Source organism: Marivirga sp. (assembly GCF_051117495.1).
In the GTDB taxonomy this organism is placed as follows: domain Bacteria; phylum Bacteroidota; class Bacteroidia; order Cytophagales; family Cyclobacteriaceae; genus Marivirga.
This window is the reverse complement of sequence record NZ_JBNPEF010000015.1, coordinates 31038-56200: the sequence shown is the minus strand read 5'-3', so window position 1 is coordinate 56200 and position 25163 is coordinate 31038. Positions and strand designations below refer to the sequence as shown.

The window sequence follows — 25163 nt, the reverse complement described above, 5'->3', positions numbered from 1 at the left end:
TTATGATTCTAACCAATCCTGACTGCGGTTCACCGCCTTATGCCAAAAATGCAATAATTTTTTAACTTCTTCTTTATCCATTTCAGGATTATAGGATTGTTCGGCTTCCCAAAGTGATTGCAAGGCATCCATATCTTTCCAGTATCCCACTGCTAATCCGGCTAAAAAAGCAGCACCAAGCGCAGTAGTTTCTGTGATTTTTGGTCTGGTAATTGTACAATCCACCAAATCGGATTGAAATTGCATAAGGAAATTATTTTCTGAAGCTCCTCCGTCCACTCTCATTTCTTGAGTTTTATGGCCAGCATCTTTTTCCATGGCTGCCAACACATCATTTACTTGATAGGCAATAGCTTCCAAGGCTGCCCGCGCCATGTGTGCTTTTGTAGTTCCTCGGGTAATTCCAAAAAATGTACCTCTTGCATCCTGATTCCAGTGGGGTGCACCCAATCCAGTTAAAGCAGGAACAAAATACACTCCTTCATTATCTTTCAAGGAAGTAGCCAATGCTTCTGATTCGCTAGCCTTTCGGAAAAGCTCTAAGCCATCTCTCAACCATTGAATAGCGGCCCCGCCTATAAATACACTGCCCTCCAAAGCATATTGCACCTTATCTCCTATTTGCCAAGCCACGGTAGTCAATAATTTATTTTTGGATTTTACGGGTTCATCTCCAGTATTCATGACCAAAAAGCAACCCGTACCATAAGTAGTTTTAGCCATCCCTTTTTCAGAGCAAAGTTGTCCGAAAAGTGCCGCTTGTTGGTCACCTGCAATACCCGCTATTGGAATTTTATGGGAAAACAAATCGCCTGCGGTTGTGCAGTAAACTTCACTGCTTGACTTTACTGCAGGCAAAATGGATTCGGGAATCTCAAATAAGTCCAGCAATTCTTTATCCCACTTTTTCTCATGGATATTGAAAATCATCGTTCGACTGGCATTGGTGATATCGGTGAAATGCTCTTTTCCGCTAGTCAATTTGTAAACCAACCAACTATCAACCGTTCCAAAACATAATTCTCCTTTTTCGGCTTTAACCCTCGCTCCTTCAACATTGTCTAAAATCCATTTAATTTTAGTGGCAGAAAAATAGGCATCTATAATTAAGCCTGTTTTATCATTTATTTTTTCAGATAAGCCCTTCTTTTTTAATTCATTACAGTAGTTGGCTGTCCTTCTATCTTGCCAAACAATAGCTTTATGAATAGGCTTTCCGGTATTTCTATCCCAAACTATGGTGGTTTCTCTTTGATTGGTAATCCCTATGCCAGCAATTTGAGTAGGCGTAATATTGGCCTTAGTAATGGCCTCTGTGGCAACCGAGGCTTGCGAAGTCCAAATTTCATTGGCATCATGTTCCACCCAGCCTGATTGGGGAAAAAACTGTTCAAATTCCTTTTGGGCTACTGCTACTATTTCGGCTTTTTCATTGAATAAAATTGCTCTTGAACTGGTTGTTCCCTGATCGAGGGATAAAATATATTGAGGTTTTTCCATAGTATTAATTGTAGTTTATAAAAATAAAACTTCTACCCTTAATTCAAACAGAGATATTTTTAGTTATTCTCTTTTAGCAGATATTTTACCTTTTTTAAAATCATTGAATCTTCATTTTTCTTTCCTTTCTTTTTGCTTGAACAAAAAGAAACAAAAATTCAAGAAAGTTTAATGCTTCCACCCTCAATGCCCTCGCTTGCCCGCTAAACTTTCCTCCCTCCCTCTTTTCCGAGTTCCTCGGAAGTGGTCGTATTATTTCTTTTGGTACTGAATAGCAATACATCTATTTTCTACTTCCAAATCACCCACATTTAAGATTCAATAAGATATCGCTTTGCCAATTTATTAAAATCTTTCAATTGCTTTTCAATCCAAGCTTCATCTTTTCGTAATTCTTTTGCCATTAACTCAGCTACTATAGGCGCCATGTCCATACTTGCTTGGGCATCCAAAAAAAGTATCCTGATTCTTCTGGCCAGAACATCCTCCACTTTTATAGCCATTTCATTCCGACAAGCAAATACAACCTCCGCTTGGGTAAATGGATATTTTGGATGCAACAACTCATTCCATTCTGAATTCTCATCCTGTAATTTTTTTATGGCTATTCTGTCAGCACCGTAAACTCCCAAATAATCAATTGGCTTTTCCTTAGAATAGGCATGAATTTTTATATCTGCTGAGGTACTTTTTGGCAACCTCTCTCCTGTCAATCTTGTAAAATACTCCACTGTATCCTCTCCCATTTTACGGAAAGTAGTCCATTTTCCACCTGTAAGCGTTATCAAATTACTATCGGAGACTAAAACCTTATGGCTTCGGGAAATTTCCTTAGTTTTTTCATTTTCATCGGTTGGTGCTGCCAATGGTCTTAAACCAGCATAAACTGATAAGACATCACTTCTCTGAGGCTTTTTCGTTAAATATTCCTGAGCAGTTTTCAATACGAAATCTATTTCCTTTTCCAATGCTGCAGGTTCAAGTTTTGGTTTCTTACGCATAGTGTCGGTAGTGCCTACCACCAATTTATCATGCCAAGGTACAGCAAATAAAACCCTGCCATCACTAGTTTCAGGAATCATCAAGGCATCTTCGCCCGATAAAAAAGAACGGTCTAAAACTAAATGAATCCCCTGACTTGGTCGAATCATTTTTTTAGCCTCAGGATTATCTAATTGCAATATCTTATCCGCAAAAACACCAGTTGCGTTTACTACCATTTTTGCATTTATATCATAGTTATTTTTAGAAAATTGATCTTTTACTGAAAGTCCATTAATTTTCCCATCCTTCCCTTTAAGTAGCTGATTTACCTTAAAATAATTCAACACAACAGCACCCTTTTCATCACAAGTCTGAGCCACGTTTAATGCCAATCGTGCATCGTCAAACTGTCCATCATAGTAAATCACCCCACCTTTTAAATTTTCTTGTTTGATGGTAGGTAATCTTTCTATGGTTTTAGCTTTAGAAATAAAAGTAGATTTACCCAGACTTAATTTGCCAGCCATCCAATCATACATTTTCAACCCGACCGTATATTTCATGCGATCGAAAAACGTATAAATAGGAATCACAAAAGACTGGTTATGGGCTAAGTGAGGAGCATTTCTCAATAATCGCCCTCTTTCCTTTAACGCTTCCAAAACCAAGAAAACATCCCCCTGTGCCAAATACCGAACTCCACCGTGCACGAGTTTCGTACTTCTACTGCTTGTACCTTTGGCGAAGTCAGATTTTTCAAACAAAGCAACACTCAAGCCTCTGGAAACTGCATCTAAAGCAACACCAATCCCGGAAGAACCTCCTCCTATCACAGCTATATCCCAAATCTTATCCTGATCGGAAATTTGCTTTATGTTTTCTTTTCTATTCATTTTGTTTCGTTTGATTCAAATATAACACTAAAAGAAAGATATCAAAAGAATAATATTACTTTTCCTTTCTTTTTACTTGCTTTTAGTTTCTTTTTATAACTTTTAGTTATATTTTTGAATCGTATGACCATTGCAGAAAGACATAAATTCATATTGGATCAACTTCAACAGGAAGGTTTTGTAAGTGTGAGTGAGTTAAGTGAAGCACTTAAAGTTACTAAAGTAACCATTAGAAAAGACTTAAAACTATTAGAAGATAAAGGCTTGCTTTACCGCTCACACGGGAGTGCTACTTTAGTTTCGCCTTATGTAAACGAAAAACCAGTGGATGAAAAGGAACTGGTGAATGTTGAAGAGAAAAAAGCTATTGCAAAAAAAGCTGTTGAATCCCTAAAAACGCATGAAGCCATTATCATTGGTTCGGGAACCACTGTTGGGGCATTTGCACAAGCAATTCCAAGAAATTCTAACCTTACTGTCTTAACTTCTGCTATGAATGTTACTATGGCGCTATTAGACTGCAAGGATATAGAAATTGTACAATTAGGCGGAGTGGTCAGAAAAGGCAGCTCTTCAGTGGTAGGACATTATGCTGAGGAAATGATGCAAAGTTTTGCTTGCAGTAAATTGTACTTAAGTGTGGACGGCATAAGCTTGGAACATGGTTTCACCACTTCAAATATGATGGAAGCCCACTTGAATGCAAAAATGATCAAATCTGTCCAAAAAACCATTGTTTTGGCCGATGCAAGTAAATTTGGAAAAAAAGGTTTTGGAAAGATATGTGACTTAGAGGATGTTGACCAGATAATCACCAATAAAAGTGCCTCAAAGCAATTCATCACCACATTAGAATCCAAAGGAATTGAGGTAATATTAGTGTGAATTTTACTTCTCTTTTATCGCAAGATATTTCTTCCAAAAATACCCTCATAGTTATTAATAATCCTATATTTGCATAGGAATATTAAAATCAAAAAACCTTTGAGAAGAATCTTTATCATACTATTTCTGTTTGTCATAATTTTAATAAGCGGATATGGAATATATTACTATTGGGATAAGCAAAAAAGTCTGGATGCATGGTCTTTAGTGCCTGAAAATACTTTCTTAGTTTATGAAAACAATAATTTGGTAAGTGCTTGGAACAGCATACAGGAAAACCCTATATGGAAAGATTTACAAAACATTGAATATTTCAAATCCTTAAAAGAAAATTTTGAGGCATTAGATAGTTTATCGGGTAAAAGTGGGATTCTAGATGAAGTTTTCAGAAATAACCATTTGTTAATCGGGATGTCTATCATCTCTAATGATGATTTTGATTTTGTTTTCTATCAAAGTTTAAAAAACACCGAGCAAATTGAAATTATAAAAAGAATAGAATCCAAATTTGAAGAATTCAAAAAATCTGAAAGGATTTTTAATAATAATACTATATACGAATTAAAGAATAAGGATCACGGCAGAACCTTTAGCTATGTTCTTTTAAGAGGGAATTTTGTCGGAAGTTTTTCCCCAGTATTAGTAGAAGATGTTATCAGAAACATTGAAAAGGATGAGGAAAATTTTCAGGAAAGTATTGTAGAAGTTTTTAAAATCGCAAATTTTCAGGATGATTTAGGCAACCTTTACATCAACTTTGCAAGGCTTGACAAAATAGTCAAAATATTTACTAAATCGAATCAATCCATTCTCTTCAAAATACTGTCTCAATTTTCTGAAGGAGCTTTCCTCGATTTATTTTTAGATGGTGATGATTTGTATTTAAATGGATTTACCTTTCCACAAGATTCCATTAGCTTCTTAAATACATACAGTAACCAAAAAGGAGGTGATGTTACCTTAGAAAATTATTTCCCTTCAAAAACTGCAGTTGTTTTACATGAAAGATTTGATAATCCTGAAGCTTTTCAAGATGAAAAAATAAAGTTTTGGAGCAATATTGATGCTGAATATCCCCGAAAAAGAAATTTATTGGCAGAACAGTATGAAACTGATTTCAGGAAATTCCACCAATTTATGGCCGGAGAAAATGCTCAAGTCATACTTAACAGCAATCAAAATTTAGAAGAGAGCAAAAAACTGATTTTTATCAAAATGAATGATAAAAATGAGGGTTTAAATAAATTCAACAAGTTATCCGAAGAAGCTGCAAAATTACAACAAGATACGCTTTACTACGAATATTATGCAGAAAACGAAATAAGGGAATTACGTATAAATGAATTTCCGTTTCATTTGCTAGGCAAAAATTTCAAAGGCTTTTCCCATTCGTTTTTTACCACCATTGATGACAATATGATCATCAGCAATGATATACAGTCATTAAAAGAACTGATCCTAGATATAGAAACCGAAAACACCTGGGGTAAATCCATTAAAGAAAATCAGTTTATAGAATCTACACTTCAAGAATCTAACTTGAATATTTTTATCAACCTCCCCCAAACCTGGTCATTACTTCTCAATAACCTCAATGAAAAATGGCGCAAAAATTTTACGGAAAATGAATATCCAATTAAGAATTTTGATATGCTTGCTTTTCAATTTAGCCATGAAAACGAACGCTATTATAGCAACATAGAAGTACTACATTCTAACAATAAGGTTAATAATGAAATGAAGTATTTTGATCAGGTGATGGATGTGGTGATGGATGCCCCTATTATAAGCAAGCCACATGTGGTGAAAAACCATAACACAGGACTATTTGAGACGCTTGTTCAGGATTCAGCTTACAACCTTCATCTTATTTCTAATAATGGTGATGTTTTATGGTCTGAACCATTAGAAGCTCCAATTATCGGGCAAGTTTTCCAGATTGACTATTATCAAAACAACAAGTTACAGTACGCTTTTGCAACAACGGAAAAAGTATATCTATTGGATAGAAATGGAATTGCTTTAGAATATTTTCCAAAAGTAATTGGAGATGAAAAAATTGAAAATCAATATTTCAATGTTATTGACTATGATAAAAGTAAAACCTATAGATTACTAATTGCAAAAGAAAATGGTGATATATACCTCACCAGCAAATACGGAGATAATCTGGGCGACTGGAAGCCATTGAAAATGAATGATAAAATTGCAGCTAGGCCAGAACATATCAGGATCAGAAGCAAGGATTTCATGGTGGTACTTCAGGAAAATGGTATGGTTAAAGTGATGAGCAGAAATGGCGAAATGAAGCCTAATTTCCCAATTGACATTAACGACAGGCTTTCAAATAATTTATTCTTTGAAGTGGGGAACAACTTTGAAAGTAGTTATCTGGTCACTATTACGGATGGAGGAGCTTTAGTAAAAATAAGCTTTACGGGAAAAATTGAAGAAAAAGAACAACTTTACATGCCTAATAAAGAAACGCTGTTTAAAATTGTTAAAAATGCTAGCGAAAGGGGTTATTTGCTTGCCAGGCAAGATTTAAACAGGGTAAGTCTTTTGAAACCTTCAGGTGAAATGATGTTTGAAAAAGACTATATTAACCAAGATGAAATGAAAATTCAATATTATGAATTGACCCCAAACAAGGAAATCATTGCCATAACTGATAAAAAACAAGCTTTTACTTATCTTTACACAAGTGAAGGCAATCTAATAAATCAGCAACCTATTGAAAGCATTGATGAAATTGCCATGATTTATTATAACAAGAATAACGAAGTACATGTCTATAAATGTCATGAAAACACTTTCAGTATTCTAAAATTCAAAATATAGGGATGAAGTACTTTTTAATTGCATTTTTTTTTATAGCTCAATTTACTTTTGGTCAGGATAATAATGAAAAATCATTATCACCTAAGAGTTTATCATCGCCAAAAGCCACTGTCAGTACATTTCTCAAAAATTTGCAGGAAGATGAATTCCATCCTGAAATTGCGGCAAAGACCTTAAATCCAAAATTCATCAAAGGAAAAGATCAAGAATTAATAATTACACAGATTAAGCAAGTTTTGGATGGTGCAGGTGTATTGATCGATATTGATGAAATTCCCGACAATCCGAATTACGCAGATTCAACAGATAAGAAAAGATATTATTTATCCGAAATAGAATTTCCAGAAATCTATTTGGAAAGAAGTAACGGGAAATGGTACTTCAGCAAAAAAACGATTGAAAAAACACCAGAATTACATCAAAAGGTGTACCCTTTCGGGACTGACAAACTGATGAATATTTTACCAAAAATGGGAACCCAAAAAATAATGGGGCTACATGCTTGGCAATATATCAGTATTTTAATATTAATCGTTATCTGTGTTTTAATACACAAATTATTGAGCTGGTTCTTCGATTGGCTGATTTACCAATTGTTAAAAAACAAAGGATATGGAGCCATTGCACACGATTACATCATGCCCGTTGCGAAGCCTTTTAGTTTGTTGGTGATTGTCGGCATTTTAATCATTTTAGTACCTGTCCTTCAACTCCCAATATTATTCAACCATTACTTTATTTTATTACTAAGAGCCTTATTACCACTTTTCGGTACTATGATGGCATATAAATTGGTGGATATTTTGGGCGAATATTTGATGAAAAAAGCCGCCCAGACAGAAACCACAATGGACGACCAGATTGTCCCTATTCTCAAAAGGATACTCAAGATTTTTGTTATTATAATAGGTTTCCTTTACATCTTAAGCAATTTAAGGTTTGATATAACAGCATTGCTGGCAGGTATATCAATTGGTGGTTTGGCATTTGCATTGGCAGCTCAAGACACCATCAAAAACTTCTTTGGATCATTGATGATTCTATTTGATAAGCCTTTCCAAATAGGTGATTGGGTAACTGCTGGCGATATTGATGGCACAGTGGAAGAAGTTGGTTTCCGATCTACAAGGGTAAGAACTTTTAGAAATTCATTGATTACAGTTCCAAATGGCAAACTAGCTGATATGGCAGTGGATAATCATGGTTTAAGGAAATACAGAAGGTTCTATACGACTATAACGATTACCTATGACACCCCCACTCATTTAATCGAGGCATTTACTGATGGATTAAAAAAAATAGTGGACGAGCATCCAAAAACATGGAAAGATTTCTACCATATCCGATTTAATAATATGTCTGCATATTCGCTTGATATTATGTTTTATATCTTTTTGGATGTCCCGACTTGGGGAGAAGAATTGCAATATAAAGAAGAAATTTTGCTGAGTATTATGAAATTAGCAAAGGAGCTCGGAATCAATTTTGCGTTCCCTACACAAACCTTGCACATGGAAAACTTCCCGGGTCAGCCCTCGTTATCTCCTGAATATCAAGAAAAAAATCAAGTGTCCGAGAAATTGAAAAATTACTTTTCGGCATCAAATAAAAAATAAAGTCTATTTTTAATTTTTAAATTAAAAGAGAATCTAATGAGCAAGTCTAGTAAATACAGATTTGGCACTAAAGCAATTCATGCAGGAATAGAACCTGATCCTGCAACGGGAGCCATCATGACTCCCATCTACCAAACCTCAACTTATGTCCAATCAGCACCAGGCAAACATAAGGGATATGAATACAGCCGTTCTCAAAACCCGACCAGAGAAGCACTTGAGAAAAGTATTGCTGCTTTGGAAAATGCAGATTATGGACACTGTTTTGCTTCAGGACTTGCGGCAATTGATGCAATAATTAAAACATTAAAGCCTGGTGATGAAGTAATTAGTACAAATGACTTATATGGTGGCACTTATAGAATATTCACCAAGATTTTTCAAGATTTCGGCATCCATTTTCATTTTATCAATATGACGGATGTCTCTACTATTGAAAAGCATATATCCGAAAAAACAAAATTGCTTTGGGTAGAAACACCTACCAACCCAATGATGAATATTATTGATATTAAAGGCGTAGCTGAAATATCAAAAAAGCATAATATAACTTTAGCAGTAGATAATACATTTTCCACACCCTATTTACAAAACCCACTAGATTTAGGTGCTGATCTCGTAATGCATTCTTTAACAAAATACATAGCAGGTCACTCAGATGTAATAATGGGTGCTATAGCAACCAATGATAAAAAATTATCTGAGAAATTAGCATTTATTCAAAATGCCAGCGGAGCAGTCCCTGGCCCTCAAGATTGTTTCTTAGTATTAAGAGGAATCAAAACGTTGCATCTTAGAATGCAAAGACATTGTGAAAACGGAGCGGCAGTAGCAAATTTTTTAAAATCACAACCCAAGGTGGACAAAGTTTTTTGGCCTGGATTTAAATCTCATCCTAACCATGACATTGCTAGCAGTCAAATGCATGATTTTGGAGGAATGATTTCATTTTCACTAAAAGAAAACACCACAGAAGCTGCCACAGAAGTATTAAAGAAATTTGAATTATTTACATTGGCAGAATCTTTAGGAGGAGTTGAATCCTTAAGTGGTCATCCGGCAACTATGACGCACGCCAGTGTACCTAAAGCGGAGCGCGATAAAGTGGGCCTAAGTGATTCTTTAATCCGGCTAAGCGTAGGTGTCGAAGATGTAGAAGATTTAATTCATGATTTAAAGCAAGCATTGTCCTAAGTTGATATGAAGCTAAAGCGTTACAGAAGTAAACGAAAATACGAACCTATTCTGCCCGGACCACGAGAATGGCCAGTAGTACAATTGAGTCGCAATAAAAAGGAGTTCCTTAAAGAAGTCGTGGCAGAATCCTATGAGCGAATTAAAGGGAATACCAGAAATAAAACTGCTTTAATTGAAGAACTGGAGACTACTTTATACAAAGAAAAAGCCCGAATTAGACAAACGCCTTGGAAAGTAGATCCAGATGACGAACATCAATTTTGGGGAAGAGTAAAAGAAGAACTACTAGAAATTTCTCAACAGAAAGCAAAAGATGAAGTAAAAGTCAATAATATCCTTCATAGTATCATTGAACGCTACTCTGAAGAAATTGCTGGAAACTTTAATACAAGCCATTACAGATTTGCAAGAGGTGTTGTAACATTCGGTTTCAATAGATTATTAAATGCGGCAAGGATTAAAAAGTTAGGCGGGTTTTGGAGTAACGAACTCAGCATGAATGATAAAATCCAAATCAATGGTGAAGTAGAAAAATTAAGAACATTGGCCAAAAAAGGGACAGTGGTAATTGTTCCAACGCATTCCAGTAATCTTGACTCCATTTTGATTGGTTGGGTGATTTATACTTTAGGATTGCCACCCGTAATTTATGGTGCCGGTCTTAATTTATTTAACATCAGTATCATTTCATATTTCATGAATAGCTTAGGAGCCTATAAGGTGGACAGGCGGAAAAGAAATATGATATACTTGGAAACCCTAAAAGCTTATTCTGCTTTAGCACTCAAGAAAGGTTGTCAGAGCTTATTTTTTCCTGGTGGAACAAGATCAAGGGATGGAAGAGTGGAAAAGGAACTTAAACTCGGGCTTCTCGGGACCGCAATCGAAGCACAAAGAGCCAATTATCAAGAACTTGGGAATGATGCGGAAAAAATATTTATCGTGCCTGTCAGTTTAAATTACCACTTTGTATTAGAAGCCCCAAGCTTGATCCGGCAGTATTTGGAAAAGCAAGGACAAGAAAGATATTATGTGGAAAATGACGAGTTTTCCTCCTCTTATAAAATCATTACATTCTTATTTAAATTCTTCACTAAAGGTTCTGACATTTCCGTTTCCATAGGAGAACCAATGGATATCTTAGGGAATAAGGTAAATGATGAAGGAAGAAGTTATGATAAGAAAGGAAGAGAAATTCAACCTAAAGACTATTTCATTTTCCAAGATAAAATAACAGTAAATAAACAAAGGGAAGCAGAATATACCAGAATGCTCTCCAAAAAGATAGTAGAACAATATAGCAAAATAGCCCGGGTTTTCTCAAGTCATTTGATTGCTTTTACCGCCTTTGAAATCATTCGGAAAAGAAATAAAAAACTGGACTTATTTGCATTATTAAGACTTCCAGAGGAAGATTTGGTGATTAACTTCAATGAATTCAGGATAGTATGCCAAAGAATCAAAAATAAAATTGAAGAAAGAATTAAAGAAGGCAGAATGTCACAAGCAGAACACATGGATGATAAAATAGATAATATCATAGAACATGGCTTGTTAAATTTGGGTATGTATCACTCCAAAAGACCTTTGATTAAAACCAAAGAAGGCGACATTACCACCATGGATATGAACTTACTTTATTTTTACAGAAACAGATTAGATGGATATGGGCTCGAAAAACACATTTGATAAACCAATTGGCGTAATCGGTGCAGGTAGCTTTGGACTTTCCGTAGCTAATCTTTTAGCTGAAAACTCTCAGGTTCTACTTTATGCGAGAAATAAAGAGGCCTTTGAAAGCATTAATAAAGACAGGGAATGGAATGAATATCCAATTCATGATAATATAACCGCCATTGATGATTTAGAACAATTAGCTGGTAGTTGTGATATTATTTTTCCTGTAGTTCCTTCAGCCAATTTTAGGGACATGATAAAGGATCTATCACCTTATTTATATCCATATCATATACTAATTCATGGAACAAAAGGCTTGAACCTCAATTTACCTGAAGGCAAGAAATTGGAGGATATGCAAATTTTAGAAAGGCACCACATTAAAACCATGAGCGAGGTCATCATGGATGAAAGCGTGGTGGTGAGGGTAGGTTGCCTTGCAGGTCCGAATTTAGCAAAAGAAATAGCGCAAGGACTACCGGCTGCAACGGTGGTAGCTAGCCCCTTCAATGAGGTCATCCAAATTGGTCAACAATTATTGAGAAGTGACAGATTTCAAGTTTACGGCAATCCTGATTTAATCGGCATTGAACTTTGTGGTGTATTGAAAAATATTATAGCCATAGCTTCAGGAGCATTAACAGGCTTAGGCTTAGGGGAAAACGCTCGTTCCTTATTAATAAGCAGAGGTATGGCTGAAATGATTTACTTGGGCAAAGCTTTAGGTGGAAATGTGAGGACTTTCATAGGGCTGGCCGGAATAGGAGATTTAATGGCTACCTCCCACTCTACTTTAAGTAGGAACTTTACAGTTGGCAGAAGATTGGCCGAAGGAGAAAATTTAGATGCTATTTTAGCCGATATGAGAGAAGTAGCTGAAGGCGTAAACACCATTATGATTGCTAAAAAAATTGCGGAAAGTTTTAAGGTCAGGGCTCCAATCACTGAAATATTGCACAGAGTTTTATTTGAAGGACTTACTATGGAAGAGGCCGTGCAATATTTAATGAAATATCCTCTGAATGTAGATGTGGATTTTATATAATTCTACTTAAAGCAAATTAAAAATCCATTCTATTTCTCATATAAAATTTTATCTTTGTGGTTCGCTAAAAAATTTGGTAGCTGAAATATACAATTGCTCAATTTTTCATTTTTTGAACAAACCAAAACAAAATAAGATCAGCCTGCCGAATAACTTTTAAAGCTAAAATATATAAAAAATATGGGTAAAGTAATCGCTATAGCTAATCAAAAAGGGGGAGTAGGTAAAACCACATCAGCAATTAATCTTGCGGCAAGTTTAGCTGCTTTGGAATATAAAACATTGATTGTGGATGCCGATCCTCAGGCCAATTCCACTTCAGGAATAGGCTATAACCCAAAAGAAATTGAAAGTAGCATTTACGAATGCATGGTTGATGAAGTCGATGCCCAAGATATTATAGTAGAAACTGATTTAGATTATTTACATATTTTACCCTCTCACATCAATTTGGTGGGTGCAGAAGTGGAGATGGTAAACATCAAAAATAGGGAAGAGAGAATGCGTGATGCATTAAAAAAAGTGCGTAAAAAATATGACTTCATTATTATAGATTGTTCCCCTTCTTTAGGTTTAATTACCATTAATGCACTTACAGCCGCTGACTCAGTCATCATCCCTGTTCAATGTGAATATTTTGCACTTGAAGGATTGGGTAAATTGTTGAATACAATTAAGATTATCCAAACTCGCTTAAATAAGGATTTGGAAATTGAAGGTATTCTGTTGACCATGTATGATGTAAGGTTAAATCTATCTAATCAAGTAGTGGATGAAGTAAAACAACATTTTAGTAAAATGGTATTTGAAACTTTGATTCCTCGAAATATCAAATTGAGTGAATCCCCTAGTTTTGGATTACCGGCAATTGCCCATGATGCAGAAAGCAAAGGAGCAATTAGTTATTTAAATTTAGCAAAAGAGATCATAAACAATAACGGATTAGGAAAATAGCGGATGGCGAAGAAAACCAGAAAAGCATTAGGAAGAGGCTTAGGCGCTCTTTTAGAAGATTCCAACACAGATCAGAAATCTTCTAACAAAGAAAACAAAGATTTCACTGATATCTCAACAGGAGCATCTATTAATGAAATTCCTTTGGATCAAATTGAGGTGAATCCATTTCAACCTCGTACAGATTTTGATAAAGAAGCTTTAGAAGAACTTGCTGAATCAATCAAAGTACAAGGGATAATTCAGCCGATAACTGTTAGAAAGTTAAGCAAAGACAGTTATCAGCTTATATCAGGTGAAAGAAGAACTCAAGCCTCCAAATTGGCAGGGCTGAAATCTATCCCGGCATACATCAGGACTGCCGATGATCAGCAGATGCTTGAAATGGCATTGATTGAGAACATTCAGCGTGAAAATCTTAATTCAATTGAAATTGCATTGAGTTATCAACGATTATTAACTGAATGTGATTTAAAACAAGAGCAATTAGGTGACAGGGTAGGGAAAAATAGAACCACAGTTAATAATTATTTAAGGTTATTAAAGCTTCCGCCAGATATTCAACTGGCCATACGCGATAAAAGAATAAGTATGGGGCATGCTCGTGCTATCATTAATATTGATGATGTGGACAAGCAATTGGATGTATTCAAAAAAATCTTGAAAGAAGATTTATCAGTAAGGAAAGTGGAAGCCTTGGTGAGGGAATTGACAAGTGGTGAGGAAAAAGAGAAAGATAAAACGCCAAAGACTGAAATGCCTTATGAAGCAAAACAAGTTCAGAGTAAACTATCCTCTCACTTTGGCACAAAAGTTGGTATGAAAATCGACAAAAATAATAAAGGAGAGATCAAGATTCCATTTTTATCAAAAGATGATTTAAATAGGATATTGGACATTCTTTCAGTTGAATTATAATATGCGCACCTTAATTTTCATTACTTTTTTATTGTCGCTCCCAATAGTTTCTATGGGGCAAGAAATTCAGCCTACAGATTCTACTTTTTTAAGATTAGGGAACGGAAGTGATGATATTGAGACCTTTCAATCACAAGACACTACCCATTCTCCAAGATTGGCCGCATTGTATTCGGCAATTGTACCGGGAATGGGGCAATTTTATAATGAAAAATACTGGAAAATTCCCATTGTTTATGCTTTGGGAGTTCTAGCTGCATCCCAAATAAAATCTAATCATCAAAATTATCTGTTATTTCGGAATGTTAGTTTTATTTTAGAAGATCTCAATCCTGAAAATGATAGTGAAGTTCAAGATTATACAAATATTTTGACTGCTGAAAATATTCAAAGAAGATATGATAGATATAAAAGAGACAGGGATTATTGGATAATTTTAGCTGGGCTATTTTATGTTTTAAATATAGTGGATGCCACAGTAGATGCTCATTTAAGAGAGTTCAACATTAATCAAGATTTGAGTTTAAATATTCAACCTAGTATTCAAAGAAGTCCATACAGCAATATGCATGCGGGCTTATCTTTTAATTTTAGATTAAAGTAATGAAGATATTATTAATTGGCCATGGGAAAATGGGCAAAGCCATCGAAGAGTTTGCCATTCAAAGAGGACATAGTTTAGTAGCTACAGTAGATGTGAACGATACTTTAATGCCCACTTTGGCTGAACAAGCAGATGTAGCTATTGAATTTACTCATCCTGATGCGGCATTCGATAATATTAAATTTTGTCTTGAACATCATTTACCTATTCTTTCGGGCACCACAGGCTGGTTAGATAAGATGCCAGAGATAGAGAAAATATGTAAAGAGAATAATGGCACATTTCTTTATGCTTCTAATTTCTCAATTGGTGTAAACTTGTTTTTTAAACTCAATAAGTTTTTAGCCAAATTGATGAGCCCTCAAATCCAATATAAACCTTCTATGATTGAGGTACATCATACGCACAAAAAAGATGCCCCAAGTGGTACAGCAATTACGCTTGCGGAAGGCATAATTAGTGAGCATGAAAAATATAATACATGGAAAAATGAAGCCACTTCTGAAGTAGGCGAAATATCCATTGCATCAGAAAGAATTGGGGAAATTCCCGGAACCCACAAAATAACTTATAAATCAGAAGTTGATCAGATTAGCATTGAGCATGAAGCTTACAGCCGAGATGGTTTTGTACAAGGTGCTGTTTTTGTTGCAGAATGGCTACCTTCACAAAAAGGAATTGTAAAAATTGATGACTTCTTAAAACTATAGAAAATGAAAATTCCATTTTTCAATAAAAAGAAAAAGCCAGCCAAGCCAAAATCAAAGGTAAGAGAATGGATAGATGCCCTTGTATTTGCCGTGATAGCGGCCACGCTTATAAGATGGGCTACCTTGGAGGCATTTGTTATACCAACCCCATCAATGGAAGGGACATTACTGGTAGGTGATTATCTTTTTGTAAGTAAATTACATTATGGACCAAGAACTCCTAAAACACCATTACAGCTTCCTTTGACGCATAGAAGATTTTATGGAACCGAGGATGTTCCTGCTTACTTGGATTGGATTCAATTGCCACAAGTAAGACTACCAGGATTTAGTGAGGTCAAAAGAAATGATGCAGTAGTTTTTAATTATCCTGAAGAACTCCAATATCCGCTGGATTTGAGGGAATATTATATTAAAAGATGTGTAGGCATTGCAGGAGATAAAATTCAAGTTAAAAATGCTGAATTGTATGTGAACGATCAAAAAGCTGATGTACCAGAGGATGTTCAGTTCAGCTATTTTATTAAGACAAAGCAAACTATTCGAGATAGGGTATTTGAAGATTATAACATCTGGGATAAAGTCTATGAACCTGGTTATGGTTATAGAGTACATGCAGAGCCAAAAGAAATAGAAAAAATGAAGTCTCTCACCTTTGTGGATGACATCATCTTCTCTCCTACCTATAAAAACGGCCAAATATTAAGTACTGATAGCAGTGATGTTGATCCGGCTACTTTCCCTAAAACTCCGGAAACAGAATGGAATAAAGACTTTTATGGTCCTATCACCGTACCTAAAGAAGGTCAAACGATTGAGATCAATCATAAAAACTTACTAATGTATGGTGATGTATTAAGATATTATGAGCATTTGGAAGATGTTCAAATAAAAAATGACAAGCTCTACATTGATGGCCAAGAGGTAAAAGAATATACCTTTTCACAAGACTATTTTTTCATGATGGGTGATAATCGCCACAACTCATGGGATAGCCGTTTTTGGGGATTTGTCCCTAAAGACCATGTAGTAGGTAAAGCATTGTTCATTTGGATGAGCATGGATCCTAATGAATCATTCTTCAGCAAAATCAGATGGGAAAGATTATTTTCCGGGATTAATTAAAACAAATGATTTTGAAACTTTTTAGATGTCATTGTTAAACCGTTTAAACCTAAACAAACATTTTGTTTGGCTATTTTCATCCAAACTTTCGAATTAGAAGCACTTAGAAACTCATATAAACTTTAAGGTGAAAACACCTTAAAGTGGGTATAGTTGGATGAAATTTTCTTAACTCCGCCCCAGTTTTGGTGTTTTCACCAAAACAATCTAGAGTTCAAAACTAAATATAAACCCTCTTAAAAAAATTTGAGAGGGTTTTTAATTGATATTCACCAAACCAACTTGTAAACTTCAATTCTTATATAGAATTTTACACTATGAATAAAAAATCAGTCCCTGCAAATCAAGAGCTTAATAGCTATATAATTCAAGAAGAAACAGAATTATTGAAGCACTTGATCACGACATATCCACATAAAAAAAAGCCATTATTAAAATCCGTAATGGGTGGTGGTCAAATCAGAATCAATGGGAATGTAATTACTCAGTTTAATCATCCGCTTAAAAAGGGAGATGAAATCCAAATAAATTGGGCTAAGCCATCCAAAAAAGTAAAGCTACAAAAGCTCAATATTATATATGAAGATCAGGATTTGATCGTAATTGAGAAAGAAGCAGGTTTGCTTTCTGTTGCTTCATTAAAAGAGAAAAATAAAAATGCAGTACAAATCTTAAAGGAGCATATGGAGGCCATAGACCCAAGAATAAAGGTCTATATCATCCATCGCCTTGAAAGAGAAGCCTCTGGAATTCTATTATTTGCCAAAAGCCAAAAGGTGCAAGAACAACTGCAAAACCATTGGGAAGATTATGTGATCGACAGAAAATATGTGGCTATTGTTGAAGGTAAAATCAAAGAATCAGAAAATACCTTAAGGAACTATCTAAGAAGTAATAAACATAATCAGGTTTATATCGTGAATACTCCGGATAAAGCAACGGAAGCCATTACACATTATAAACTGTTGAAACAAAGCAATGCCTATTCAATGCTCGAGTTTAGACTAGAAACTGGCTTTAAAAATCAAATAAGGGTTCAAATGGCTAATTTTGGATTTCCCGTGACGGGAGATAAAAAATATACTGCAAAGAAAAACCCTTTGGGTAGAGTAGCTTTACATGCCAACCTAATTGAACTACGGCATCCTATCAGTGGTGAACATTTAAAGTTCGAGTTAGTTCCTCCTTCTAACTTTAGAAATTTGGTAGCAAAAGGTTAAATTTAGCGCATGCCTACAAAAAATATTCTTACATACGGACATTTAGCAGAAGGCTTTCAAGCCTTTATAGCTGAAGAATATCCTGATTTAAATTGTTTATTGGCCAAAAACAAAAATGAAGTGGAAGAATTGCTTCCTAATATACATTATGTTGCAGGCTTTAACTTTTTAAATAATTTGAACATTGGCCATTTGGAATGGATTCACTCTTTTGGCGCTGGAGTGGATAGTTTTATGAAATTGAATCTTCCTAAAAACTGCACCTTAACCAAAACAAAAGGGAAAATGGGCCAAAGAATGGCTGAATACTGCCTTAGTTACATTTTACAGGATCTAAACAAAACAGATTTATACAAAATAAACCAGAGCACTAAAACGTGGGATCAAGTTGTCCCAAAATCATTATCAAAACAAAGTGTGGTCATATTTGGAACTGGAAATATTAGCACTGACATAGCTCAAGTTCTCCAGCCGATGGTGAAAAATATTGTGGGAGTAAACACAAGCGGTAAAAACAAAGAATTCTTCGATGTATGTGTTTCATTTGATAAAATGGAAATAGAAAATCTTGAAAAGGGCGCTATAATTATCAATACGCTTCCTGCAACAAAAAACACATCAAACTTATTTAATAAAGCCTTTTTCTCCGGTCTGGAAAATGCACTCTTTATTAATATCGGTAGAGGAAATTCAGTAAATGAAAATGATTTGATTGAAGCATTGAATCAAAAAAACATTAGAAAGGCCATTTTAGATGTTTTTAAGGAAGAGCCTCTTCCGAAAGATTCAGCATTCTGGGAACACCCAAAATGCATAGTAACCCCCCATATTTCAGGAATTACTCTTTTAGAGGATGTAAAGCAAAGTTTTAGGATAGCTTATGATGCCATTAAATCAGGAGAACAAAATAAATTATTGGTAGATACTCAAAAGGGTTATTAAAAAAGGTCTTCTTGAAAGTTGCCTATTTAATAAGTTTAAACTTTTCCAAAGTTCTTAAACTTTGGAAAAGTCATTTAGGTATATAATTTTAAAATGGCAATTCATCATCCTCACTTGGTGGTGGTGCATCTTGAGGAGCGGACATTCCTCCAGTAGCTGGCGGAAGATTGTCATTTTGAGCATTTGGAATACCCCCCACATTTCCATCTGAAGCTCTGTCAACAGCCCAAATTTTTACATTAGTGTACCATTTTCCATTGTACTCCCTGCTATCTATATTGATTTTAGCTGTTAGCTCCTCTCCTTTTTTAATATTAAAACCATCTATCTTATCGCCCCAAACTTCAGCACATACTTTCTTAGGATATTGTTCCTGTGTTTCAAAAATATAGGATTGCTTTCTCCATTCGCCATTTTTACCTTGACCTTTTTCTTCAGGTAAAATATCTATGATTTTTCCTTTTAATTCCATTACAATATTATTTATAAATTCTGTCACAAAAATGTCAAATTAAAATCCCCTCACCTAATCAATTTCGGATTTTATATTTGAAAAATATTGGTTTAGATAACTTCCAGCCCTTTCTTTGCATCTCCATAAAAACACATATTAAAATGATTAATAATTTAAGGATAATAGCCATATTAGAGGGTATATCTTATTTACTTCTTGGCATTACAATGCCTTTAAAATATTTGATGGAAATGCCACAACCGAATTATTTTGTAGGGTTGGCTCATGGTGTTTTATTCATAGCTTATTGTGCTTTAGTGGTGTATGTAGCATTCAAAAGAAACTGGACAATGAAATTAACACTTTTATCATTAATCGCTTCCTTAATTCCATTTGGAACATTCTACGCTGAATGGAAGTGGTTCCGAAACTTAAAAAGCGAATAGAATAGCTTTTTCATTATCCCTTAAAACTTTAATTGCTTATCTTTGCACCTTTAAATTTTACAAGCTAATGGATTTAACTACTTTAAGTGCGATATCTCCAGTTGATGGTCGTTATAGAACAAAAACACAAAGTCTTGCTCCTTACTTTTCTGAGTGGGCATTAATTAAATATAGAGTGCATGTTGAAGTGGAATATTTTATAGCACTTTGTGAACTTCCGTTACCGCAACTTAAAGCATTTGACAAATCCCTATTCCCTAAAATGAGAGCATTAGCTTCAGAATTTAATGTGGAAGATGCATTAGTGATTAAAGGAATAGAGAAAACCACTAACCATGATGTGAAAGCTGTAGAATATTTTCTAAAGCAAAAATTTGACGAACTGGGAATTGGTGCTCAAAAAGAATTTATCCATTTTGGTCTGACATCTCAAGACATTAATAACACAGCAACACCACTTTTATTAAAAGACGCTACTGAAAAAATTTACTTGCCTTTTTTAAAAGAAATAAAAGACATCCTTGGCAAATATGCCAATGAATGGAAGGATGTACCCATGCTGGCCAAAACACATGGACAGCCAGCTTCTCCAACGCGTTTGGGAAAAGAAATAGCTGTATTTGAAGTTCGTTTAGAAGAGCAATTAAAGTTAGAAGAAAGCATACCTTTTGCTGCTAAATTTGGTGGTGCAACAGGTAATTTCAATGCCCATCATGTGGCTTATCCCCAAATTGATTGGAGAAATTTCGGTAACAATTTTTGTGAGAAATATTTAGGGCTTAAACGTTCCGAGCCAACCACACAAATTGAACATTATGACCACTTGGCAGCCCGCTTTGATTCTTTCAAAAGGCTAAATACTATCCTGATGGATTTGAGCAAAGATGTTTGGCAATATATCAGTATGAATTATTTCAAACAAAAAATTTCGAAGGATGAAGTAGGTTCATCGGCCATGCCACATAAAGTCAACCCTATCGACTTTGAAAATGCCGAAGGTAATTTAGGAATAGCCAATGCAGTTTTTGAACACCTATCAGCCAAACTTCCAATTTCAAGATTACAGAGAGATTTAACCGACTCTACCGTCTTAAGGAATATTGGAGTGCCACTAGCCCATGGAATTATTGCCTTTGAATCATTAAAGAAAGGTTTAGGTAAATTGGAATTAAACCCAGCAGCCATAGAACATGATTTAACTGAAAACTGGGCTGTTGTGGCAGAAGCCATTCAAACGGTATTAAGAAGAGAAGCTTATCCTGCTCCTTATGAAGCTCTAAAAGCCTTAACCCGAAAGAATGAGAAAATAACGCAGCATACCATTTCAGAATTTATTGATCAATTGGAAGTTTCAGATACCATTAAAAATGAATTGAAAGATATTACACCATTTAATTATACTGGTATCTAAATCGATTTTATCATTCCTGTATTTTTTCAATAGATTGTTAGATTTCTTAAAGTACAATTGCCTATCAGGTTTCTACACCCACTCCATCTTGTAGGTAAAAATACCTGCAAAATGGACTAGGGCTTATGTAACAGTAATTTTTCGGTGAAAACACCGAAATAGGAAGGATAAGTAACAAAGTTAAGATTTTTGATAAAAGTCCATCTGATAAAATATGGTCAGTTCACTTTAAGATATATCTTTTCACTGCATCAAATAGATTACGTGCTTTTGATGTGGTGAAATTTGTTTTTTCTTTATCTCCCACCAATATACCCCTAACACCAGCATTTTCAGAAGCATCTAAATCCCTAAAAGAATCGCCTATCAAAAAAGATTTATCGGGATCTATATCCCACTTAGCCATAGCTTTCTCTATCATGAGGCTATCGGGCTTTCTAAGCAAAGATTCTGTAGTAGTCGGATGATGGGGGCAAAAATAAATATCGTCAATTAAATCGCCTGTTTCAGTTTGTAAATATTCATGACACTTAGCCACATCTTCTCTTTTATATAACCCTTTTGCTATGCCTGCTTGATTGGTAATTACAATTAATAAATAACCATCCTCCTTCAATAATTCTAGTGCCTCTTTTACATGATCGATGATTTCGAAGTCTTTAATTTGAAAAGTATATTCTCCTCTTTCGGTATTTAAAACTCCGTCTCTATCTAAAAACACACATTTATTAACACTCATTGAATTCTTTTATTTAATTGGTCAGCAATATCTGAAAAGATTTTATAGTTTTGAAGTTGATTAAGATTTATGAACAATAATTTAGTCATCATACCAACTTATAATGAACGCGAAAATATAGAAGATATCATTCGCGCAATATTTTTATTATCTACAAAATTTGACATCTTAATAATAGATGACAATTCCCCGGATGGCACGGCAGAAATTGTTAAAAATTTACAAAATGAATATGCTGGCCATCTTCATATTATAGAAAGATTGGGTAAATTAGGATTGGGCACTGCATATATTGAAGGCTTCAAATATGCCCTAAAGCATCAATATGATTATATATTTGAAATGGATGCTGACTTTTCCCACAATCCTTTGGATTTATTGGAGCTGCTTAAATCTTGCAGTAAAGAAGATGTGCAGCTCTCTATTGGTTCCAGATATAAAACTGGAGTGAATGTTGTGAACTGGCCAATGGGCAGGGTATTGATGTCATATTTAGCCAGTAAATATGTTAGATTCATCACAGGATTGCCAGTATATGATGCTACTGCTGGCTTTATTTGTTACCATAGATCGGTTTTGGAAACCATCGAGCTAGATAAAATCAAATTTATTGGTTATGCATTTCAAATTGAAATGAAATTTACAGCTTGGAAACATGGATTCGGGATCGAAGAAGTGCCTATTATCTTTACAGACAGAAGTAAGGGGGTTTCTAAAATGTCAAAAAAGATATTCAAAGAAGCTATATTCGGAGTCATTCAGATGAAGATCAAAAGTTGGTTCAAAAAATACAAACAAGCAGATGTATTCACTAATACCCAAAATGCTACTGCCCAATAATATTCATTAATGAATCTATATGAATATCATGTTTACCTTCAAATTCTATTTGATTGACTTTTACGTTGAGCTTATTAATCAAAGCTTGTTGTTCCTTCGTCCTTTCCTCATTGATAAACTCATCATACGTTCCTCGCAACATATATACTCGCTTATTTTTCAATTTATTCCCTAGACCTGAAAAATCTATGTCAGGTGGAAAAGCACCAGAATGCAATATTAATTTTTCGAATGGAAAATCAAGTTTTTCAATCCATCTACAAACTGTAGCAGAACCTTGTGAAAAACCAAGCAAAGTAATTCTCACATCCTTTGGAGCACTGTTTAAGACCTCAGGAGCAACCGAATTAAGGTAATTGATGTAGTTCTCTATATCAAGCAATCTTTCTTCCTTGGTCATCCAAGTACTCCCTACCCTACCTGAAAAGCCCTCTAAATAAAAACGGGATAAGCCTCCAGGAGCAATGACAATTCTTTCTTCATTGGAGATTTGTTTAAATTTTCTTATAAAGTATTGTGGAAGTTGACCATACCCATGCAAAACAAACCAGATTTCTTTCGTTGAAGAACTAATTGATCCACTCTGATAATAAACCGCCTTGTGTTGAAAATGAACTGTGTTTCGCATTAATTTTAAATAGAGCCTATTAGAGAATTAAAAGAGAAAAGCATACATCTGATATCAAATATTAGATTTTATAATTATTTCCCTTAATGAAAAAAGCAGGCTAGGCCTGCTTCTTAAATTATAAAATTATGAAAAGTAAATTATTATCTCTTAAATCCTAAAACACTTCCTCCACAGTAATTTGAACTACCCTCGAAGGTGAAAGTAATATAATAAATTCCTGTTACTTGACATGGGAAAGCAATACTGGATAAAGTTGAGCCTTCGTACTTTGTAGAAGCTACTTTTTTCCTATTGGAATCATATAACGTCAATACAATACCGTCCGTAGCTTCTCCATCATTACAAATCATTATTTGATAAGTTGCTCCTTTGGTAAACACATAAGAATATTCTACTTTGTCTTTAGCACCACCTTGTCCATCTATATTATAGCTTTTCAAAAAAGTAAAGCCTGATTGTAATTTAGGAATACAAGCTTCTACATGCTTCTCAGTATTGCACTGAGCATATGTTTGCTGTACAGAGGCTGTTGTCAATATTATCCCTAATGCAAAGATTAGCTTTTTCATATAATTTCTTAGTTAATAATGTTCTCTCTAATTTCGTAAACCTGTTTTCTTATTGATTCAATATTCTCATCATTCATGATGATTTCACTTGTGCTATTATCCTTAACAACAAGCATGCCATCTACAACTTCATAGGTTGGTTCACGATAAACAGTCTTTATTTCTATTTTATTAAATTCCTCTTGAAGTTTTTCAAATCTATTGGACAACTGCCTAATATTGGGATCATTCTCTTTATAAAAGGACATTAATAAAACAACATTATCCATAATGACTTTTTGTTCTGCAATAGTCTCTTTAAGTTGCTCATTATCTGGATTTTTTTCTGACACTCTAGAAACTATATAAAGGGCTTCTAACCAACCTCCTGACAATAATAATATACTTAAGTTTGAGCGCTTTTGCTCTTGTAAATAATTATTAATGTTGTTGAAGTTTTTGGTGGTTATTAATAAAAGCGAGTCAAGATTCTTACTATTGGTCGCTAATCTTTTTATTGTACCGATATCAAAAAATTGACCTATGCTTAAATCATCTGCCAATGATTTAATAGAATTCAGATAAAATAAAGCGTCTTGATTCTGTTCATAAATATTAGTATAACCAAGATCAGTACCATAAACACCTAAGGCCAATGCCTTTTTATAATTGCTATTATAATCAGATATCTTCTCCGGATCATTAAGATAATCTTTATCATATTTGGTTTCCGATTCCTTTAGTAAAGTAGAGATTTCTAAAGGAGATGGAATCTGTTGAATAATATCAGATATCACATCTTCAGAAATAGAAGGCTCTTCTATTTTAACAGAATCCAGAACACCGGATATTTCATCTGCCGAAGGCTTTTTCTTCGAGTCGCAGGAGACCATAAGCGTAACCATTACCAATAGTCCCAAGAGTATGTTTTTCATAAAAATGTTTTTTATCATAACAAAAATAGAAATTCCTTAAGTTAATAC

General features: G+C 34.6%; 23 protein-coding genes. 16 read left to right on the top strand and 7 right to left on the bottom strand.

Translation table 11 applies throughout. From position 1 onward, the window contains the following. Together glpK and ACFE0M_RS08710 are read right to left on the bottom strand one after the other, a co-directional pair. Entirely contained in the window at positions 1 to 1500 is a 1500-nt protein-coding gene (glpK, locus tag ACFE0M_RS08715; RefSeq protein WP_434545368.1) for a glycerol kinase GlpK, read from the bottom strand. A 311-nt stretch (positions 1501 to 1811) separates the two neighbouring features. Next, on the bottom strand, positions 1812 to 3377 hold the full coding sequence (locus ACFE0M_RS08710; protein ID WP_434545367.1) for a glycerol-3-phosphate dehydrogenase/oxidase: 1566 nt from the start codon (positions 3375 to 3377) through the stop codon (positions 1812 to 1814). Positions 3378 to 3500: 123 nt separating this feature from the next. On the opposite strand from ACFE0M_RS08710, the gene ACFE0M_RS08705 reads away from it, so the two are divergent. The 13 genes from ACFE0M_RS08705 (at position 3501) to ACFE0M_RS08645 (ending at position 19111) form a co-directional block, all read left to right on the top strand. After that, a complete protein-coding gene (locus tag ACFE0M_RS08705) occupies positions 3501 to 4262 on the top strand; it encodes a DeoR/GlpR family DNA-binding transcription regulator (RefSeq protein WP_434545366.1) in 762 nt (253 codons plus the stop codon). Between the two features lie 99 nt (positions 4263 to 4361). Beyond that, a complete protein-coding gene (locus ACFE0M_RS08700; protein WP_434545365.1) occupies positions 4362 to 7103 on the top strand; it encodes a hypothetical protein in 2742 nt (913 codons plus the stop codon). Positions 7104 to 7105: 2 nt separating this feature from the next. Then, positions 7106 to 8719 carry a mechanosensitive ion channel family protein gene (locus ACFE0M_RS08695; protein WP_434545364.1) on the top strand — a complete coding sequence of 538 codons (1614 nt, stop codon included), beginning with the start codon at positions 7106 to 7108 and terminating at the stop codon, positions 8717 to 8719. A 36-nt stretch (positions 8720 to 8755) separates the two neighbouring features. After that, positions 8756 to 9913, top strand: coding sequence for a cystathionine gamma-synthase (locus tag ACFE0M_RS08690; RefSeq protein WP_434545363.1), 1158 nt, complete (start codon positions 8756 to 8758; stop codon positions 9911 to 9913). Positions 9914 to 9919: 6 nt separating this feature from the next. After that, positions 9920 to 11605, top strand: coding sequence for a 1-acyl-sn-glycerol-3-phosphate acyltransferase (locus ACFE0M_RS08685; protein ID WP_434545362.1), 1686 nt, complete (start codon positions 9920 to 9922; stop codon positions 11603 to 11605). After that, positions 11583 to 12638 carry an NAD(P)H-dependent glycerol-3-phosphate dehydrogenase gene (locus ACFE0M_RS08680; RefSeq protein ID WP_434545361.1) on the top strand — a complete coding sequence of 352 codons (1056 nt, stop codon included), beginning with the start codon at positions 11583 to 11585 and terminating at the stop codon, positions 12636 to 12638. Before ACFE0M_RS08685 ends, ACFE0M_RS08680 begins: the two co-directional genes overlap by 23 nt. 180 nt (positions 12639 to 12818) lie before the next feature. Beyond that, positions 12819 to 13592, top strand: coding sequence for a ParA family protein (locus tag ACFE0M_RS08675; RefSeq protein ID WP_013455864.1), 774 nt, complete (start codon positions 12819 to 12821; stop codon positions 13590 to 13592). Between the two features lie 3 nt (positions 13593 to 13595). Beyond that, complete coding sequence (locus ACFE0M_RS08670; protein WP_434545360.1) at positions 13596 to 14510, top strand: ParB/RepB/Spo0J family partition protein; 915 nt, start codon at positions 13596 to 13598, stop codon at positions 14508 to 14510. 1 nt (position 14511) lies between these two features. Further along, positions 14512 to 15114 carry a DUF5683 domain-containing protein gene (locus ACFE0M_RS08665; RefSeq protein WP_434545359.1) on the top strand — a complete coding sequence of 201 codons (603 nt, stop codon included), beginning with the start codon at positions 14512 to 14514 and terminating at the stop codon, positions 15112 to 15114. After that, on the top strand, positions 15114 to 15824 hold the full coding sequence (gene dapB, locus ACFE0M_RS08660; RefSeq protein WP_434545358.1) for a 4-hydroxy-tetrahydrodipicolinate reductase: 711 nt from the start codon (positions 15114 to 15116) through the stop codon (positions 15822 to 15824). Before ACFE0M_RS08665 ends, dapB begins: the two co-directional genes overlap by 1 nt. A 3-nt stretch (positions 15825 to 15827) precedes the next feature. Continuing rightward, the gene (lepB, locus tag ACFE0M_RS08655; protein ID WP_434545357.1) at positions 15828 to 16949 is read left to right on the top strand and encodes a signal peptidase I; all 1122 of its coding nucleotides are present in this window, start codon (positions 15828 to 15830) and stop codon (positions 16947 to 16949) included. 317 nt (positions 16950 to 17266) lie between these two features. Next, positions 17267 to 18169: an RluA family pseudouridine synthase gene (locus ACFE0M_RS08650; RefSeq protein ID WP_434545356.1), complete on the top strand. Its 903-nt coding sequence runs from the start codon at positions 17267 to 17269 to the stop codon at positions 18167 to 18169. A gap of 9 nt (positions 18170 to 18178) precedes the next feature. Next, positions 18179 to 19111, top strand: coding sequence for a D-2-hydroxyacid dehydrogenase (locus ACFE0M_RS08645; RefSeq protein WP_434545355.1), 933 nt, complete (start codon positions 18179 to 18181; stop codon positions 19109 to 19111). Positions 19112 to 19199: 88 nt separating this feature from the next. Here the strand turns inward: ACFE0M_RS08645 and ACFE0M_RS08640 are convergent, their stop codons facing one another. Further along, positions 19200 to 19610 carry a DUF3127 domain-containing protein gene (locus tag ACFE0M_RS08640; RefSeq protein WP_434545354.1) on the bottom strand — a complete coding sequence of 137 codons (411 nt, stop codon included), beginning with the start codon at positions 19608 to 19610 and terminating at the stop codon, positions 19200 to 19202. A 116-nt stretch (positions 19611 to 19726) separates the two neighbouring features. Between ACFE0M_RS08640 and ACFE0M_RS08635 the strand changes: the two genes are divergently transcribed. Continuing rightward, positions 19727 to 20011 (top strand): DUF3817 domain-containing protein, encoded by a 285-nt coding sequence (locus tag ACFE0M_RS08635; protein ID WP_434545353.1) that lies wholly within the window; start codon positions 19727 to 19729, stop codon positions 20009 to 20011. Positions 20012 to 20078: 67 nt separating this feature from the next. Further along, positions 20079 to 21422: an adenylosuccinate lyase gene (purB, locus tag ACFE0M_RS08630; protein ID WP_434545352.1), complete on the top strand. Its 1344-nt coding sequence runs from the start codon at positions 20079 to 20081 to the stop codon at positions 21420 to 21422. 223 nt (positions 21423 to 21645) lie between these two features. Here the strand turns inward: purB and ACFE0M_RS08625 are convergent, their stop codons facing one another. Continuing rightward, on the bottom strand, positions 21646 to 22161 hold the full coding sequence (locus ACFE0M_RS08625; RefSeq protein WP_434545351.1) for a D-glycero-alpha-D-manno-heptose-1,7-bisphosphate 7-phosphatase: 516 nt from the start codon (positions 22159 to 22161) through the stop codon (positions 21646 to 21648). Between the two features lie 69 nt (positions 22162 to 22230). Here ACFE0M_RS08625 and ACFE0M_RS08620 point away from each other — a divergent pair, with 69 nt between their 5' ends. Beyond that, on the top strand, positions 22231 to 23001 hold the full coding sequence (locus ACFE0M_RS08620) for a polyprenol monophosphomannose synthase (protein WP_434545350.1): 771 nt from the start codon (positions 22231 to 22233) through the stop codon (positions 22999 to 23001). Here the strand turns inward: ACFE0M_RS08620 and ACFE0M_RS08615 are convergent. From ACFE0M_RS08615 to ACFE0M_RS08605, 3 genes are all read right to left on the bottom strand, one after another. Further along, positions 22988 to 23629: an alpha/beta hydrolase gene (locus ACFE0M_RS08615; RefSeq protein WP_434545349.1), complete on the bottom strand. Its 642-nt coding sequence runs from the start codon at positions 23627 to 23629 to the stop codon at positions 22988 to 22990. The genes ACFE0M_RS08620 and ACFE0M_RS08615 overlap by 14 nt on opposite strands. Positions 23630 to 23772: 143 nt before the next feature. Then, positions 23773 to 24201, bottom strand: coding sequence for a hypothetical protein (locus tag ACFE0M_RS08610; protein ID WP_434545348.1), 429 nt, complete (start codon positions 24199 to 24201; stop codon positions 23773 to 23775). 8 nt (positions 24202 to 24209) lie between these two features. Further along, entirely contained in the window at positions 24210 to 25115 is a 906-nt protein-coding gene (locus ACFE0M_RS08605; RefSeq protein WP_434545347.1) for a hypothetical protein, read from the bottom strand. Positions 25116 to 25163 lie beyond the last annotated feature (48 nt).